General features: G+C 69.0%; 10 protein-coding genes. 2 read left to right on the top strand and 8 right to left on the bottom strand.

Annotated features, from left to right (window positions below):
• Positions 1–53: 53 nt before the first annotated feature.
• Entirely contained in the window at positions 54–3,122 is a 3,069-nt protein-coding gene (locus AC1DYP_RS12570) for a TonB-dependent receptor domain-containing protein (RefSeq protein ID WP_477046612.1), read from the bottom strand.
• Between the two features lie 50 nt (positions 3,123–3,172).
• On the bottom strand, positions 3,173–4,522 hold the full coding sequence (locus AC1DYP_RS12565; RefSeq protein WP_477046611.1) for a dicarboxylate/amino acid:cation symporter: 1,350 nt from the start codon (positions 4,520–4,522) through the stop codon (positions 3,173–3,175).
• 242 nt (positions 4,523–4,764) lie between these two features.
• Here AC1DYP_RS12565 and AC1DYP_RS12560 point away from each other — a divergent pair, with 242 nt between their 5' ends.
• Both AC1DYP_RS12560 and AC1DYP_RS12555 read left to right on the top strand, forming a co-directional pair.
• Positions 4,765–6,603 carry a sensor histidine kinase gene (locus AC1DYP_RS12560; protein WP_477046610.1) on the top strand — a complete coding sequence of 613 codons (1,839 nt, stop codon included), beginning with the start codon at positions 4,765–4,767 and terminating at the stop codon, positions 6,601–6,603.
• Complete coding sequence (locus tag AC1DYP_RS12555) at positions 6,604–7,953, top strand: sigma-54-dependent transcriptional regulator (protein ID WP_477046609.1); 1,350 nt, start codon at positions 6,604–6,606, stop codon at positions 7,951–7,953. It begins immediately after the preceding gene.
• A gap of 5 nt (positions 7,954–7,958) precedes the next feature.
• Here the strand turns inward: AC1DYP_RS12555 and AC1DYP_RS12550 are convergent, their stop codons facing one another.
• From AC1DYP_RS12550 to AC1DYP_RS12525, 6 genes are all read right to left on the bottom strand, one after another.
• The gene (locus AC1DYP_RS12550; protein ID WP_477035881.1) at positions 7,959–8,648 is read right to left on the bottom strand and encodes a TetR/AcrR family transcriptional regulator; all 690 of its coding nucleotides are present in this window, start codon (positions 8,646–8,648) and stop codon (positions 7,959–7,961) included.
• Between the two features lie 147 nt (positions 8,649–8,795).
• On the bottom strand, positions 8,796–10,355 hold the full coding sequence (locus AC1DYP_RS12545) for a carboxylesterase/lipase family protein (RefSeq protein WP_477046608.1): 1,560 nt from the start codon (positions 10,353–10,355) through the stop codon (positions 8,796–8,798).
• A gap of 56 nt (positions 10,356–10,411) precedes the next feature.
• Positions 10,412–12,688, bottom strand: a complete 2,277-nt coding sequence (locus tag AC1DYP_RS12540; protein WP_477046607.1) for a TonB-dependent receptor — start codon at positions 12,686–12,688, stop codon at positions 10,412–10,414.
• A gap of 250 nt (positions 12,689–12,938) precedes the next feature.
• Positions 12,939–13,718, bottom strand: coding sequence for a DUF2334 domain-containing protein (locus tag AC1DYP_RS12535; RefSeq protein ID WP_477046606.1), 780 nt, complete (start codon positions 13,716–13,718; stop codon positions 12,939–12,941).
• A gap of 9 nt (positions 13,719–13,727) precedes the next feature.
• Positions 13,728–14,567, bottom strand: coding sequence for a glycosyltransferase family 2 protein (locus AC1DYP_RS12530; RefSeq protein WP_477046605.1), 840 nt, complete (start codon positions 14,565–14,567; stop codon positions 13,728–13,730).
• A gap of 135 nt (positions 14,568–14,702) precedes the next feature.
• Positions 14,703–17,195 carry a TonB-dependent receptor gene (locus tag AC1DYP_RS12525; RefSeq protein ID WP_477046604.1) on the bottom strand — a complete coding sequence of 831 codons (2,493 nt, stop codon included), beginning with the start codon at positions 17,193–17,195 and terminating at the stop codon, positions 14,703–14,705.
• Positions 17,196–17,215 lie beyond the last annotated feature (20 nt).

The raw sequence follows: 17,215 nt of genomic DNA, 5'->3' as shown, positions 1-17,215 counted from the left end.
AGAGGGGCGGCCCCGGCGCCCAGGGGGGAGGAAGCGCCGGGGCCAGAGGTACGTCAGAACGACTTGCTGACGTTGACGTACCAATAGCGGGCATAGGGGTTGTACAGCGAGCCGATGTAGCCGCTCGAAGACAGGGGCGGATCCTTGTCGAAGATGTTGCGCGCGCCCACCCGCAGGCGGGTGTCGTCCAGCGGGCTCAGCTTGTCCTCGATCCGGTACTGGACGTAGAGGTTGGCCGTGGTCAGCGACTTGACGGTGTAGGGCGTGCCGTCGGCGGCCAGGAAGTCGGTGTCGAGCACCGAGCCGGTGTAGAGCACCGAACCGCCGATCTGCACCGGACCCTGGCGCCAGGTCATCGTCGCCGTGCCCTTCCATTCCGGCTTGCCGTTCTTGCGCAGCAGGTCGCCCGGATCGGTCAGCGGCGTGGCCGGATTGATCGTGCCGGCCCCGCGGGCGTCGAACAGCTCTTGGATCGGCGGGGCCAGGTCCTGCGAGAACTTGTCCATGTAGGTCGCGTCGACATTGACCGTGAAGCGGCCGTAGTCCTCGGTGCGCAGCACCCAGTTCACGCCGATGTCGACGCCGCTGACCGTCTGCGGCTGCAGGTTCTTGAACTGGTCGCGGATCTCGGTGATCTGGCCGACCGGCGCCAGGCCGGTGCCGGCGAAGAACGCCACGTCGTCGGCGTTGGGCGCGGCGCGGATCGTGTTCGGATTGCTCGAGCCGGTCATGCGCGCCAAGTAGTCCTGGACCGCGATGTTGGTCGAACCCAGCGTGCCGACGATGCCGTCCTGCTCGATCTGCCAACGGTCGACGGTGATCGTGAAATCACCGAACCGCTCGGGGATGAACCGGGGCTGCAGGACCAGGCCGACCGAGTAGCTTTCGCTCTCTTCGGCCTTCAGGTCCGGGTTGCCGGCCGTGGTGAAGCGGATGCCGACGCCGCGGTTGCAGGCCCCGAAGGTGGCGATGCGGCCGGCGCGCAGGTCGGCCTCGCAGCGGTAGTAGTCGGTGACGCTGTTGGTCCGCGAATAGCTGAACGGGTTGGTGGTCTCCAGGTTGGGGGCCCGGAAGCCCTGCTGCCAGGAACCGCGCACCCGCACGCCGTCGACCAGGTCCCAGGCGAAGGCGATCTTGGGTTTGGCCACCGATCCGAAGTCGCTGTAGTTCTCGAAGCGGCCGGCCAGCTGCACGTCGATGGCGCGCACCAGCGGGATGTTCATCTCCGGCGAGACCAGCGGCAGGGCGAACTCGATGAAGGCCGAGCCGACGTCGCGCGAGCCCTTGGTGCTGGGCGTGTCGTTGACGCCCGTGACATTGCTGTTGCTGGTCGCGCCGGTCACCGGATCGGTGAAGGGCGTGCGGCCGTCCAGTTGCGGGTCGCGGCGGTCCTGCTGGGTCTCGTGGCGGAACTCGACGCCGGCGGCGACGCCGACCGGGCCGGACCAGATGGTCAGCAGGTCGGGCTTGGAGACCTTGAAGTCGGCCAGGGTCAGGGTGGTGGTCGAGTGACGCTTCAGGCGGAAGCGGATGGCGTCGGTCGCCGCCTTGGAGCTGGGCGTGCAGTCACGACCGCCCTCCCCGTCCAGGCACCCACCGTTGAAGGGGTTGTAGGCGTCGGGGGTCGACAGGGCCAGCTGGGCGGCCAGCTTGGCGCTGTCGATGCCGTCGGACTCGTCCTTGGCGTCGGCCTTCGAATACAGCAGCGCCGAGTCCCAGTCCCAGCCGAACGCCTCGCCCTTCAGCCCGCCCAGGAAGCGGGTCTGGTAGTTCTCGACCTCGACCTTGTTCGGGCCCAGGTCGTTGAAGCGGTAGTTGGTGAAGGTCACCGCGCGGCCGGCGGCCGGCACGTTGGTCAGGTTGGGCAGGCGGTTGGGATTGACCGCGCCGTTGGCGAACACGGCCATGCCGAACGGGTTGTAGTAGTTGCTGGCCGGCACGCCGATCGCCACCAGGCTGGTGCCCTGGGTGGTCAGGCCCTCGGACTCGGCGTGGTAGAGGCCCAGTTCGCCATAGGCCGTGACGGTGTCGGTGATGTCGTAGTGGCCGTTGAGGAAGACGTTCTGGCGGCTGATCTTCGGGGCCACGGTGATGGCGTCGTTCTGGGGCGCATTGTAGCGCAGGAAGTTGGCCGTGCTGCCGGTCGCCAGGTTGCCGGTCCCCAGGCACAGGCCGTTGCCCAGCTGGGCGGCGCAGCCGGCGATGGTGTTGGGCTGGACGTGGGTGGCGCCCGCCGCGGTGGTCAGGGCCGTCGTGCCCTGGCGGACGATCCCGCCGGCGTTCAGCACCGTGATGTTCGAGAACGAGTTCTGGTTGCCGCGGTTGTCGGGCGTGGCGCTGTCGGTGTAGCGCGGATCGTTGTCGAACAGCGGCCTCAGGTCCTGGGTCGCCGTATAGGGCCGGTCGCTGGGGCGCTGGGCCGTGCGCTCGGTGAAGTTGGCGTTGATCGAGACGTTGCCGCGCCCGTCGGCGAAGTTGCGGCCGGCGAAGATGTTGCTGGTGTATTCCTTGCGGTGCGTGCCCTCGGCCCAGCCGTACTGGGCGTCCATGGTCAGGCCGTCGAAGTCGGTCTGCAGCACGGTGTTGACCACGCCGGCCACCGCGTCGGCGCCGTAGATGGCGGCCGCGCCGTCGCGCAGGATCTCCAGGCGCTCTAGGTTCGAGGTGGGGATGGCGTTGGCGTTGTAGCCCAGCAGCGGCACCGTGCCCGACGACTGACTGGTCGGGTGCGACACCAGGCGGCGGCCGTTCAGCAGCACCAGGGTGTTGCCGACGCCCAGGCTGCGCAGGTTGATCGAGTTGACGTCGCCGCGCGTCGAGTTGCTGGTCTGGGCCGCGTTGCTGGGATTGATGAACACATCGCCCATGATCGGGATCGAGCGGAACAGGTCGTCGCCCGAAACCGCGCCGGTGGCGGCGATCTGGGTGTTGTCCATCACCGTGACCGGCAGGGCCGCCGTGGTCTTGGCGCCCTTGATCTGGCTGCCGACGACAACGACTTCCTCGACCTTGGTGACGTCGTCGGTCGCGGGCGCCTGTTGGGCGTGGGCGGCGCCGGCCAGCAGCAGGCCGGCGAAGGCGGTCCCGCAGATGAGCCTTTGGCGAATGTTGGTGGTGGTCATGAGAGCTCCCCGATTTTCTTGTTTTGATGGTTCTAGGTTGAAAGTTTGGCCTATGGCCGGGCCCTGCCGGCCGCCGGGATCGCCGACGCGGCCTCTTTGGCGGCCAGCTTGGCGGCTTTCTTGGGATTGAGGGCGGCCCGCAGCTGGTCGGCGTCCAGACCCCGCTCCCAGCGCGAGACCACGATGGTGGCCACGGCGTTGCCCGTGAAATTGGTCAGGGCGCGGCACTCGGACATGAAGCGGTCGACGCCCAGGATCAGGGCCATGCCGGCCACCGGCACCGACGGCACCACCGACAGGGTGGCCGCCAGGGTGATGAAGCCCGCGCCGGTGACGCCCGCCGCGCCCTTGGAGCTGAGCATGGCCACGCCCAGCAGCAGCACCTGGTCTTCCAGCGACAGGTGCACGCCGGTGGCCTGGGCGATGAACAGGGCCGCCAGGGTCATGTAGATGTTGGTGCCGTCGAGGTTGAACGAATAGCCCAGCGGCACGACCAGCCCGACCACCGACTTGGGACAGCCGGCCTTCTCGAGCTTCTCGATCAGGCTGGGCAGGGCCGCTTCCGACGAGCTGGTCCCCAGCACCAGCAGCAGCTCGGCCTTCAGGTAGCGGATCAGGCGGAAGATCGAGAAGCCGTTGGCCCAGCACACGAGGCCGAGGACCACGATCACGAAGAACAGCGAGGTCAGGTAGAAGGTCCCCACCAGGAGCGCGAGATTGGCGATCGAGCCGATGCCGTACTTGCCGATGGTGAAGGCGAAGGCCCCAAACGCCCCGATCGGCGCGGCCTTCATCAGCACGTGCACCAGGCGGAAGAACGCCTCGGCGGTCGCCTCCAGCACGGTCAGGACCGGCTGGCCGCGATCGCCGACCATGGCCAGCGACAGGCCGAACAGGATCGAGAAGAACAGCACCTGCAGGATCTCGCCCTCGGCGAAGGCGCTGACCACGGTGTCCGGGATGATGTGCATCAGGAAGCCGACGATCGTCTGGTCGTGGGCCTTGGCCTCGAAGGCCGCGATCTTGGTGGTGTTCAACGTGGCGGGGTCGATGTTCATGCCGGCGCCCGGCTGGACGACGTTGGCGACGACCAGGCCGACGATCAGGGCCAGGGTCGAGAACACCAGGAAATAGACGAAGGCCTTCAGAGCCACGCGGCCGACCTTGTCCAGGTCGCGCATGCCCGCGATTCCGGTCACCACCGTCAGGAAGATCACCGGCGCGATGATCATCTTCACCAGCTTGATGAAGGCGTCGCCCAGCGGCTTGAGGCTTTCACCCAGCCCCGGATAGTAGTGGCCGACAGCCGCGCCCGCCGCGATCGCGAGCAGCACCTGGAAGTACAGGTGCCGATAGAACGGCGTGGGCCGCGCAGGGGCGGTCGGGCTGATCGTCTTCACTGGCGCCTCTTGGCCGGCCGGGCGGCCGCGTTTCCATCCCGCGTCCCTTTGCGAAGACGCTTGGTTAGACGATCCTTGTTGCGAAGAAGCGGCGCAAGCACGCCAGGTTGAAGCTTCTTTTGTTTGTTTTCATTGATGTTTATCGAAAGCACCCTTACCTCGACCGTCCCACGGACGGCGATTTTCCGCCCAGGATTTTGTGATTTGTGCGAAAATCCGCACATCTTGCCGAAGCGCCGCCGATGAACAGACCCGCCATGCCGAATCCGGCCGACCCGATCGTCCGTCGCTGGGCGGTTTTCTGCGGCGTCTGCGCCGTCCTGCTGGGCGCGGCCCTGTGGATCGCGGGCGAGGTCGCCGAGCGTCGCGCGACCGCCGATCTGGCCCGCCAGGCCCAGGCTTCGGCCGCCTTGCACGCGGCGGTGCTGCGCAGCGAGCTGGCCAAGCACCGCTCCCTCCCCTTCGTCCTGGCCCAGGACCCCGACGTCGCCCAGGTGCTGCGGGCGGCCGACGCGCGCGGGATCGATGCGCTGAACCGCAAGCTCGAGACGCTCAGCGGCGGCACGCGGGCCGCCGTGATCTACGTCCTGAACGCCAAGGGCATGACCATCGCGGCCAGCAACTGGCGCGAACCGACCAGCTTCGTCGGCTCCGACTACAGCTTCCGCCCCTACTTCCGCGACGCGCGGGCGGCCGGGGTGGCCGAGCTGTTCGCCCTAGGCACGGTCAGCCGTCGTCCCGGCCTGTTCATGTCGCGGCGGATCGACGGCCCGGACGGCATGCTTGGCGTGGTGGTGGTCAAGGTCGAGTTCGAGGCGCTGGAGGCCGACTGGTCGGCCGCCGAGCCGGCCTTCGCCGCCGATCCGCGCGGCGTGATCCTGGTCACCTCGGTGCCCGCCTGGCGCTTCTCGACCCTGACGCCCCTGCCCAAGTCCGAACAGCGGCGACTGCGCGCCGAGCATCGGTTCGGCGAAGCGCCGTTCAACCTGCTCGACGTGCGTCCTCCGACGGTCGCCGGAAGACCGCCGCGCCTGACGACCACCGCCCTGCCCGGCCGGCCGCCCGCCCACTACATGGCGGCCAGCGCCGACCTGGGCGCGTCGGGCTGGACGGTCTTCACGCTGACGCCCACCGGTTCGATCCTCAGCGGCGCGGTGGCCGGCGCGCGGGCCGTGGCCCTGCTGGTCGGGCTGGCGATCTGCGGCGTGGCCGGAGCGGTGCTGCGCTGGCGCGGCCAGGCCAGCCTCCGCGCCGCCCGCCAGGAAGCCGCCCGCGCCGAGCTGGAGGCCCGGGTCGAGGAGCGCACCGCCGAGCTGCGCAAGTCCAACCGCCGCCTGACCGTCGAGATGGAGGAACGGCGAAGGGCCGAGGCCCACGTCCACCTGATGCGCGACGAACTGGTCCAGTCCAACAAGCTGGCGACGCTGGGCCAGATCGCCGCCGGGGTGGCGCACGAGATCAACCAGCCAGTCGCCGCGATCCGGGCCTATGCCGACAACGCCTCGATCTTCCTGGACCGCGCCGACCCGGACACCGCCAAGAGCAATCTGGGCCTGATCTCGGGTCTGACCGACCGCATCGGCCTGATCACCGACGAGCTGCGCGCCTTCGCCCGCAAGACCAGCGCGCCGGCCGCCCCGGTCGCCGTGCGCGAAGCCGTCGACGGCGCCTTGCTGCTGGTCGGCCCCCGCCTTCGCCAGACCGGCGTCCGCATCGTCCGCCGCGAGGCCGACGAGGAGGCCCTGGTCATGGCCGAGCGCTTCCGGCTGGAGCAGGTGCTGGTCAACCTGCTGCAGAACGCCCTGGAAGCCCTGGAAGGGACGGCCGATCCGGAGATCGCCATCCAGGTCGCGGCCCGGCGCTCGCAGATCCGGATCATGATCGCCGACAACGGTCCGGGCCTGGCGCCGCAAGCCGCCAAGACGCTGTTCACCCCCTTCGCCACCACCAAGCCCCGGGGACTGGGCCTGGGCCTGGTCATCAGCCGTGACATCGTCGCCGAGTTCGGCGGCGAGCTGTCGCTGGATCCCGACGCCCCGGTCGGGGCGCGGTTCGTCATTTCATTGTCCAAGGCGCGTTAGATGCAGATTTCCGTCAACCAGGTCGCCTTCATCGACGACGACGACGCCCTGCGCGGCGCCAATGTCCAGACCCTGCAGTTGGCCGGCCTGGAGGTGCTGGAGTTCGCCTCGGCCGAGGCCGCCCTGGCCGTCTTGCCCGAAGGTTTCGCGGGCGTGGTGATCAGCGACATCCGCATGCCCAACATGGACGGCCGCCAGCTGTTCCGGCGGCTGAAGGAGCAGGACCCCGACCTGCCGGTGATCCTGATCACCGGCCACGCCGACGTGGCCGAGGCGGTGGAGGCCATGCACGACGGCGTCTATGACTTCCTGCCCAAGCCCTACGCGCCCGAGCGGTTGGTCAGCAGCGTTCGGCGCGCCCTGGAGAAGCGCCGTCTGGTGCTGGAGAACCGCTACCTGCGGACCCAGGCCGAGGCGGCCCAGTCCGATTGGCCCCTGATCGGCCAGACCCAGGTGATGGAGCGGCTCCGGTCCACCCTGCGCCAGCTGGCCAGCGCCGATGTCGACGTCCTGCTGGAGGGCGAGACGGGCGTCGGCAAGGAGCTGGCGGCCCGGGCCCTGCACAACTGGGGTCGGCGACGCGACCGCGAGTTCGTCGCCGTCGACTGCGCGGCCCTGCCCGCCTCGACCCTGGAAAGCGAGCTGTTCGGCCACGAGCTGGGCGCGTTCAACGGCGCGGTGCGCCAGCGGGTCGGGCGGATCCAGCAGGCCGACCGCGGCACGCTGTTCCTCGACGAGATCGAGACCCTGGCCCCGGACGCCCAGGGCAAGTTCCTGCGCGTGCTCGAGGAGCGCGAGGTGGTGCCGCTGGGCTCCAACCGCGTCCACACGCTGGACATCCGGGTGGTGGCGGCCGCCAAGCCCGCCCTGATCGACGCCGTGGCCAGCGGCGCGTTCCGCCAGGACCTGTTCCATCGCCTCGACGTGGTGCGGATTCGCATCCCGCCGCTCAGGGAGCGCCGGGAGGACGTGCCGCTGCTGTTCGCCCACTTCCTGGCGCGGGCGTGCGAGCGGCTGGATGGCCCGCCGCCCGCCGTCGACGACGCCATCCGGTGGCGGCTGCTCAACCACGACTGGCCCGGCAACGTGCGCGAGCTGAGCCACTACGCTCAGCGGGTCGCCCTGGGTCTGGCGGCGACCGCCGGCGGGGCGTTGGACGAACCGGCGCCCCTGCCCGAGCGCATCGCCGCCTACGAGGCCCACCTGATCGAGGAGACGCTGGCCGCCTGCGGGGGCGACGTCCGCACGGCCCTCGAGGTCCTGAAGGTTCCGCGCAAGACCTTCTACGACAAGGTCGAGCGCCACGGCCTGGACCTGGCGCGCTACCGCCAGAAATCCAGCGCCCGCTGATCCCTCTAGGCTTGTGGCGCGCCCTTGCCGCAAACCTGCAGGAAGCCCGCCGCCATGAACGACGCCATGCGCTCCTTCACGGCCATGAAGTCGTCGGACCGGCACACGCCGCCGGACAGCTTGTCGATGCGGCCCGTGCGCGCCAGGGTCAGCATCAGCGCCCCGGTCACGAAGTGGTAGCCCCAGAAGATGTCGGCCTCGCTGCAGCCGGGCAACGCCTTCCTGAGGATGGAGATCAGGCGCAGCACGACGGGATCGAAGTGCTCGTCCATCAGGGCCGCCCCCCATTCGGGCGTGTTGGCGACCAAGGCGCCCAGGGCGGCGTAGTTCTTCCAGCCCTCGCCGCCCTCGGTATAGAGGTCCAGGTCGGTGTCCAGGAACGCGCGCAGCGCCCCTTCGACCGTGGGCTTGTCGCCCGTCGCCGCCTCGTACTCCGCGAGGGCCTTCATCCGCCGCTCGTTGGTGATCACCGCCCGGCGGGCGAAGACCGCGTCGAACAGCTTCTGCTTGTCCTCGAAATAGTAGTTGAGCAGCGTGTGGTGGACGCCGACCCGCTTGGCCACGTCCTTCAGCGTCACCCCGTAGAGCCCGTGCTTGGAGAACAGGTATTCGGCCGCGTCGAGGATCTGTTCCATCGTCTCGGCGCGCTGTTCCGCCTTGGTGGAGCGCGGCCGGGGTTTCACGTCTTCGGACACTAGGCTTCTTTCCGTCTCAGCTTGGGCGAGGTCGAACCGGGCGGGACACCTTACCCGCCTTCGAATTCGAACCTTGGTCTTATCTTGTCGATCTTGCCGATGGACGCCAGAGGCATGTGCGGCAGGCGGACGATCGCATCGTCGCCGTCAGCATCGAGGATCTCCGGGCGGCAGCGGCGGCGAAAGGATCCCGACGTTCCAGTTCCAGGGCACGCCGCCCTTGGCGCGGCGTCGGCAGACGACCTGTTCGTTCAGTTCGTACATGCCGGGCATCAGGTGCGCGCCGGGCTTGGGCGCGTCGGCGAAGGCCATGTAGGCGCGGCCCTCGCCATAGGGACGCCAGGCCGGCTGGCCGGCCGCGCCGGGAACGCCGTCGCGGGCGAAGGACGTCCAGTAACCCACCATCGCGTCGGAGAACCCCGTCTCCTCCGGCGTCGCCGGAACCTTGGGCCAGGCCGGCGGCGTCCGGTCGGCCGTGCCGAAGACGTAGGGGATCTCGCTGGCGTGGAAGGCGTGCAGGCCCGCCGTGTCCGCGGCCGGATAGCCGTGATCGAACAGATAGAGGAATCCGGGCGCCCCCGCGGCCGTCTGCTTGGCGACCAGCCGCTCGGCGGTCCAGCCGTAGAGCGCGTCGCGCGGCGTCGCCAGCACGCTCTCGGACAGATCGGTCGCGGGATAGAGCTTGAGATGGGCGTCGGCGAGGTCGCCGTAGCGCTTGCGGATCTCGGCCTCGTAGGTCGCCGCGTCGGCGGGCGGCGGCGGGGCCAGGATACGCAGCGAACGGATTTCGCCGCTGTTGAAGCCGGCCAGGATCGGCACGCGGGCCTGTTCGCCCAGGTCGAACACGTCGACCAGCTGGCGGGGCAGCACCCGGCCGTCGACCGTGCCGAACGGGGCGTAGCCGGCCTTGGCGGCCGCGTCCGTGATCTCGCCGGGGCTCATCGCCCGCAAGGCGGCGACGTCCTTGGCGCCCAGCTTGTAGGCGACATAGGTCCCGACCGTCTCGGCCGGATAGTCACCGAACGCGCCGGCCCGCAGTTGCGGCGTCGAGATCATGTAGGCGCTCTGAGCGATCGCCTTGGCGAACAGTCCGCGCGCCTGGGGCGCGGCCATCAGGTACATGACGCTGAGCGCCCCGGCGGACTCGCCGGCGATGGTGACGTTGTCCGGATCGCCGCCGAACGCCGCGATATTGGCCTTCACCCAGCGCAGCGCGGCGATCTGGTCGAGCAGGCCGTAGTTGCCCGAGACGCCCTCGCGCGATTCCGCGCTGAGGCCGGGATGGGCCAGCCAGCCCAGCACGCCGAGCCGATAGTTGATCGACACGACCACCACGCCCTGGCTCGCCAGCTTGGCGCCGTCATAGACCGCCTCGCTGCTGGAGCCCGTCACCAGCGCCCCGCCGTGGATCCAGACCAGCACCGGCGCCTTCTGGGCCTTGGCCGGGGTCCAGACGTTCAGCGACAGGCAGTCCTCGCTCATCGCGCCCAGTTCGCTCGCGTAGATGCTGCTGCCCGGCTGCGACCTGGGCTGGTAGCAGGCCGGACCGAACTTGGTCGCGTCGCGCACGCCCTTCCAGGCAGGGGCCTCGGCCGGCGGGCGCCAGCGACGCCAACCAGTAGGCGACGCCGCATAGGGCAGCCCCTTGAAGACGTTCAGCTCGCCGATCGCCTCGCCCTGGACGGCGCCGGCCGGGGCCTGGACCACGGGTCCAGGCCGGAAGACGCGGCCGGGGACAGGACGACGACGCCCGCGTCCGTCATCTAGAAGTCGTAGCCCACGCGCACCCCGAACGTACGCGGCCGCAGGGTCGCGTAGCGGCTGGCGAGGAACGCCTCGGGGTGGACATAGGTGATCGAGTGGTTGTCGAAGATGTTCTCGACATAGGCGCCGACCGTCAGCTTATCCATCGCCACCGCGAACGTGGCGTTGACGTTCTCATAGGCGTCGGTGAAGCCGTAGGTCGGGCTGACCACGCCCGGCTGCCCCGGCACGTTGGGGAACGAGCCCGGATAGTTTCCGACGTGCTGGAACACCACCGAGGCGTTGGCCCTGGCCTTGGCCGACAGGTCGAAGCCGTAGTTGATGTACATCGAGCCCTGGAAGTGCGGGGCGGACAGGCGCGCGTCGTCCACCGCGCCCGAGATCGCCGCCTCGGCCGGCGTCAGCTTGGTCACCTTGGCGTCGTTGAACGAGCCGTTCAGCCCCACCGTCAGGCCCGTCGCGGGTATGGCCACGACCTCGAACTCCACACCCGTGCTCTTCGCCCCGCCGATGTTGGTGGCGAACTGGACGGAGTCCGAGACGCGGTTGGCCTGCACCTGGATGTTGCTCCAGTCGATCACATAGGCCGCCAGGTTGGCGCTGAGCGCGCCGTCGAACCAACGCCCCTTCAGGCCCACTTCGTAGTTCGTCAGGTCGTCCGACGAGGCGCCGTAGGGGATGATCAGGTCGTTGGGATTGACCACGCTGGGACGGCCCGCGAAGGCGTTGACCACGGGGGTGCGGAAGCCGGTGGACATCGTGGCGTAGGTGGTCAGGTTCGACGACGGCTTGTACGACAGGCTGACCTTGTAGGACGGCTTGGTGGCCTTGGCCTTGACGCCCGTCGCCGCCGGAATCGGCGTCACGGCCAGCGGACCCGAGATGCCGAAGATCGCATAGGTCAGATAGGCGCTGCTGTAGCCGCCCTCGGTGAAGCCCTGGGCGTCGGTGCCGCCGTAGCGCATGCCGGTGGTCAGCCAGAGCTTGTCGTTGATGTGGTAGGTCAGCTCGCCGAAACCGGCCAGTTCGTGCGAATTGATGTGAGTGTACTGGCGTTGATAGTACTCGTCCGGCAGGCCGGTGATGCCGTGCGACGCCAGGTACTGCGGCGAGGAGCGGTAGAAGTAGTCCACGTCCAGCCGGCGATCGAGATAGAAGCCGCCGACCACCCAGTCGAACTTGCCGCCGGGATCCGACGCCAGGCGCGCCTCCTCGACGAAGGTCTTCTGGTAGCCGTTGGCGTCCAGCCCGAAGGCGATCCCGGCGGCGCCGAACGTGCCGGCCAGGTCGACCCAGAACTTCTGGTCGAACTTCGAATAGGTCGACGAGCTGGTGAAGTGCGCGCCGTCGAACTGGTAGTCGACCGTGGCGTTGTAGCTGGTCAGCTTGCCCACGAAGAGGTCGGGCCGGTCGCTGATCCGCTTGTTGCGGCCCAGCGAGGGGATGATCAGCGAGGAGTCCTTGGGATTGCTCTTCTCGTACGAGGCCAGCAGCTTGACCGACAGGCGGTCGTTCGGCTTCCACAGCAGGGTCCCGCGCCCGCCGCCGTCGACCAGGGTGTTGGAGTTGTGGATGCCGGTTCCCAGGTTGTCGACGTAGCCTTCCTCGTTTCGGTAGAAGCCGACGACGCGCAGGGCCAGCTGGTCCTTGATGATCGGGATATTGACCATGCCGTTGTAGCGCTGGCGCAGGGAATCCGACCCGGTCAGCCCGAAGTCGACCAGGGCCGAGGCGTCGTACTCGTCCAGGTCGGGGCTCTTGGTCAGGATGCGCAGCGCGCCCGACAGCGAACCCGACCCGAACAGCGTGCCTTGCGGACCGCGCAGGAATTCGACCCGCTCCAGGTCGTACAGATTGGGATCCAGCACCGTCGTGTTGCCGATCGTCGAGATCGGCAGCTCGTCGATATAGATCGCCACCGTGCTCTGCAGGTTGGCGCCGTAGCCGTTGGTGGCGATGCCGCGCGCGGTGAAGTTGTTGAAGTTGGCGGTCGGCTTGTTGAGGACGACGCCGGGCGTCTCCCGCGCCAGGCCCTCGTATCCGACGATGCCCTTGGCCGTCAGGTCCTTCTGGGAGAAGGCGGTGACGCTGAGCGGCACATCCTGCAGGCGCTCGTTGCGGCGGGTGGCGGTGACCACGACCTCGTTGAGCAGGGTGGTGTCGGTTTGGGCGGCGGACTTGTCCTGGGCTGCCGGGGACGCGGTCTGCGCCTGGGCGGTCATGGACGTCGACACCAACGCGGCGGCGCAAGCCGACGCGAGAAGAATTACCTTCATGCGCTTTCTCCCCGTGCGTCGATCGTGAATGCCGACGCTACCCCGCGAAGCTGCACCTGAGATCAACTCCTGTCAACACTCACTATCACGTGCGTGAATGTTGTGGCCAAGCTGGTGGAACAACGGTCTCCGGGCTTGAAGGGAATTGGCGGGGCGGAGACGCGGGCGCCCTCTCGCGGGGCGAGCACCCGTTCGTCATGTCGAATTTCGGAAATCGCGAGAGATCGCCGGCGGCCAGAGCCTGCCGACCCTAGCCCGCCTTGAGCGCGCTCTGGTCGCCCACCTCGACCGTCTTGGCCGCCGGCTTGCCGACAGCGCCGCGGGCGACGGGCTTGGTGACGGGCAGGAACGCCTCGAGGAAGCTCCAGGCGTCCTCGTCGTGGTCGAGATGGTGGGTCAGCAGGCCCAGCGGTTCATCCCACGCGCCCATGCGTCGACGCTGGGCCAGCAGCCGGCGGGTTCGCAACAGGAACCGGACCGCGCCCCGGAAGCGCGGCTCGGGCTTCCAGCGCATGACGTCCAGGTGGGCGTCCAGGCGGTCGGCCTCGCCGCGCGGCTCGCCGTAGCAGGACAGGGCCAGGTCCCGCAGGCCCAGCGCCTGTTTCAGGAGCGGATGGGCGTTGTTCCAGGGCGGCACGAACAGGCGCGGCGTCACGCCGGCCCGGCGAAACACCTCGATCGCGGTGCTCAGGTCGGACATCACGTCGGCCAGGCGATCCAGGTCGTTGACCTCGCCGGACGGCCAGCCCGGCGGCGCGCGGTTCTCGTGCCGGAACCCATGGATCGCCAGCTCGGCGCCGGGAACCCCGCGACAGGCCTTGGCCAGGGCCGCGATGTCGCCGTCAGGCACGGCCGCGAGGGTGATCGGCGCGTCGAAGCGGACAGACAGAGCCAGCAGTCGGTCCAACGCCGGCGTGGACCGACGCGCGTCGTCGTCGCGCCACCAGAACACCGGCGCGTGGCCGCCGGCCTTCCAGCGGGCCAGTTCGGGCCCGATCAGGGTCGCGATCAGAAGACGATGCAACGGCATGACGAACGTCTAGGCCGAATGACCCAGCCGAGTCTCCTCGAGGCCCAGGCCGATCACGGAGCCTCCGGCGGAACGCACGGCCTGGATGCCGTTCAGCGTCCGGATTTCACGCGCCTTCAGGTTCGAGAGCAGCGGATAGAGGCCCGCCATGACGGCGATCAGGAAGCCCATGTCGCCCTCCTTGTAGCCCTTGCGCGAGACGTAGCACTTGTAGAACCGGCGCACGCCCCGGAACAGGTCGTCCCACAGGCTCTTGATCTTGCCGCTGTCGGCCAGGTCCTGGCCGCGCAGGGCCGTATAGCGGTTAAGGCGCTGGACCATGTCGGCGATGTCGTCGTCGACCTTGTGCAGGATGGCGTTGTTCAGCCGGCCGCCATAGACGCCGGTGAAGGTGGTGCCGGGATGGACCCGCTCGCTCTTCCAGGTCTTCACGCCCTTGCGGAACAACCGGGCCACCGAGGAGGCGCCGAACGAGCCGCCCCAGCCATGGCGCACCAGCTGCGCGCCCACGAAGTTATCCACAGGCACCTGGTACCAGTCGCCGGCGTCGGGACGGACGACGGTCTCGCGGATCTCCCGCGCCAGGGCCGGGGTCACCGCCTCGTCGGCGTCCAGCTCCATGATCCAGTCGCCGCGGCAGGCCTCGACGCCCGCCGCCTTGCGCAGGCCCTCGACGGGAAAGATGCCCGAGACGACCCGCGCGCCCATCTTGCGGGCGATGGCTTCGCTGCGATCCGTGCAGCGGTCCGCGACCACGACGATCTCGTCGCAGAACGCCAGGCGTTGCAGGCAGTCGGCCAGACGCGTCTCTTCGTTGTGGACGCAGACAAGTCCCGACAGGACAGACATGGAATTTCCCCGACCTGGGGACGGCCCTACGTGCGCGCCCCCGTCGAGAAATAGACGTCGCGGAAATCAGGGAACCTCAGAACTTTTTTCGCGTTCGCGCGTGGCGCGAGGTCCGTTGTTTCGGCTAACCCCAGCCTAGAAGGCGCGCGAAATCAATACGCTCCAGGTGCGGGGACGCAGTGGCGTGACCTGGCGCACCTGGCCGAAGCTGAACGGATTGCCGTAGGCGAAGGTGTCGCTCGACGCGTTGGCGGGGTTGGTGACCGCGAAGGTCCAGCTCCAATCCCGCGTCACCAGTTCGGCGGACAGGCGTCCGGTGACATAACCGCCCATCGACGGGGAAAGCCGCCGGTCGAACGTCAGGCGCGACTGGCCGACATATTCCAGCTCGATGGTCAGCACCAGCTGCCGGTCCGCGGCCAGATCGGTCTGGTAACGCATCATGGCTCCCGCGGAGACGTCCGGAACGCCCGGCAGCTCGCTCTGGGCGGCCGAGGCGAAATTCGGATCCACCTGGCTCAGGCGGGGACGATTGAACAGCGCGTTGGCTTCCAGGGTCAGGCCCCGGGCGGCCAGCACCGTCGCCTCGACCTCCAGCCCGGTGTTGCGCCCGTCGCCGACATTGGCCGTGTAGGACAGGCCCGAGGGGGTCAGATACTGGTCGGTCTGGATGTCCTTCCACACGTCATGGAACAGGGCGGTGCGCAGGATCATCCGCCCGTCCCAGGGCCGGAGGCTGGCGCCGATCTCGTAGTTGCGAAGATGATCGGGCTTGAACGAGGCGCGCAGGGCCGACGGGGCGATCAGGCCGCCCGAGTTAAAGCCGCCCGAGCGATAGCCTTCCGAGGTCAGCAGATAGACCAGCCCGCCGCCCCTCCAGGTCCGCTGAAGCGAGAACTTCGGCGAAATGCCCGTGAAACGCGCCTGCCGGTTCAGCTCGCGCGACTGGCCCGGGGCCGGCGCCTCGACCATCGAGGTCGTATGCACCTCGCTGCGGAAGGCCCGGCCGCCCAGGCTGGCCGTCCAGCCGCCGCCGAGGTCGTAGGCGGTCTCGCCATAGATCGCCAGTTCGCGCCGCCGATCGCGGCGGGCCTCCAGATAGATCAGGCGTGAAGGATCGTAGGGCGTGCGCGCCCGCAGTTCGCCGTCGCTGTCCTCCAGGCTGGCCAGGCCGTAGAGCCCGAACAGCCAGCGGAAGCGATCGGTGTCGGGCGAGGACAGCACCGCGTCCTCGACCAGCAGCCGCACCTTGCTGGCCTCGTCGAACAGGCCGACGTCCAGCGAAGGCGAGCCGGCCCCGTTCAGCGCGGCGGTGGCGTCGAACCGGCTGGCGAACCGGTGGCGGACATAGCCGGTCGACGACACGAACCGGCCCCAGCCCCCCGCCCCGGAGATCGTCACCGCGCCTTGCTGCAGGATGTTGTCGTGGGTCTCGCGCACCTGGTTGGCGCGCTTCTGTCCGCCCAGGCTTGGGGTGGTGTACTGGCTGTCGGTGGCGTGCAGGTCCTGGCGCGCGCCGGACACCAGGATCGACCAGTCCGGATCGACCACCACCGACAAGGCCGCGCGACCGCCGGTGCGCGTGGTGCGGTCCACGTTCGAGAGGCGCAGATTGACGTCGTCGACATAGCCGCCTTCCACGTCACTGTAGGCCGCCAGACGAAGGGCGGCGCGATCGGCGGCCACCGGCAGGTTGAGCACGCCCTCCAGGCGGCTGCTGGGCGAGCCGGACTCGGTCGCGGCCGCGCCGGCCAGGGCCGATCCCGACCACGCGTTCAGCACCGGCTTGGTGGAGACGATCCGATAGACCCCGCTGAGCGATCCGCCGCCATAAAGCGCGCCCTGGGGTCCGCGCAGGATCTCCACGCGGTCGACGTCGAGCAGGCGCAGGTCCGGGTCGGGGGCGTTGTAGGTCAGGGGGATGTTGTCGAGATAGGTGCCGACGGTCTGCTGGGTGCGGCCGGTGAAGGTGCCGTCCGACAGGCCGCGCAGCATGATCTTGTTGCGCGCCGCGCCGAGGTTGGTGGTGATGAAGCCTGCGGTCTGCTGGGAGATGCTGGTGGTGTCGATCGCGCCGGTGTCGCGCAACCGCGCCGCCCCGATCACGCTGACCCCGCCGGCCGCCGCGCCCAGGCGGGTCGGGCGCTTGGTGGCGGTGACCATCACGCTGTCGAGGGTCGGGACGGCCGCCGGCGCCGGTTGGGCGACGATCGGCGGCCTGACGCGCGCCGCGGGCCGGGCGGGCGGGACCTGGGCCGGCAGTATGCTGACCGTGGCGTTGTCGAGGACCTCGAACCGGCACGGCCCGCCGGCGGTCACCGCGTCGAGCGCCTGGCGCAGGGTCAGGACGCCGACGACGGCCGCGCTGCGTCCCGGGCACGACGAGGCCCCCCCGAGGGTGACGCGCGCCTGGACGCCGACGTCGATCAGCGCCTCCGACCTGGGCTTGGCGGGAATGTTGAAGCGGAAACGCGCCGGCGCCGCATCGGCCTGCCCGGCCAGGGCCAGGCTCGAAGCCAGGGTCAGAACGAGGACAGAAGCGGCGGAGCGCGGGCGGCCGAACGCGACCGCTCCGGAAACCGGATCGTCAGGTAGACGTCGAAGCTGGGATTCCGTGTCCGAAATCATCGGGCTCCAGCTCTATCCCC

Source organism: Caulobacter sp. P1_D6 (genome assembly GCF_056406095.1).
This window is presented reverse-complemented; position numbering and strand designations above follow the sequence as displayed.

Bases quoted from the DNA above. Each gene is read 5' to 3' on its own strand.
- AC1DYP_RS12540 (WP_477046607.1), bottom strand. From the start codon at position 12,688: ATGAAGGTAATTCTTCTCGCGTCGGCTTGCGCCGCCGCGTTGGTGTCG.
- AC1DYP_RS12525 (WP_477046604.1), bottom strand. From the start codon at position 17,195: ATGATTTCGGACACGGAATCCCAGCTTCGACGTCTACCTGACGATCCG.
- AC1DYP_RS12570 (WP_477046612.1), bottom strand. From the start codon at position 3,122: ATGACCACCACCAACATTCGCCAAAGGCTCATCTGCGGGACCGCCTTC.
- AC1DYP_RS12535 (WP_477046606.1), bottom strand. From the start codon at position 13,718: ATGCCGTTGCATCGTCTTCTGATCGCGACCCTGATCGGGCCCGAACTG.
- AC1DYP_RS12530 (WP_477046605.1), bottom strand. From the start codon at position 14,567: ATGTCTGTCCTGTCGGGACTTGTCTGCGTCCACAACGAAGAGACGCGT.
- AC1DYP_RS12560 (WP_477046610.1), top strand. From the start codon at position 4,765: ATGAACAGACCCGCCATGCCGAATCCGGCCGACCCGATCGTCCGTCGC.
- AC1DYP_RS12555 (WP_477046609.1), top strand. From the start codon at position 6,604: ATGCAGATTTCCGTCAACCAGGTCGCCTTCATCGACGACGACGACGCC.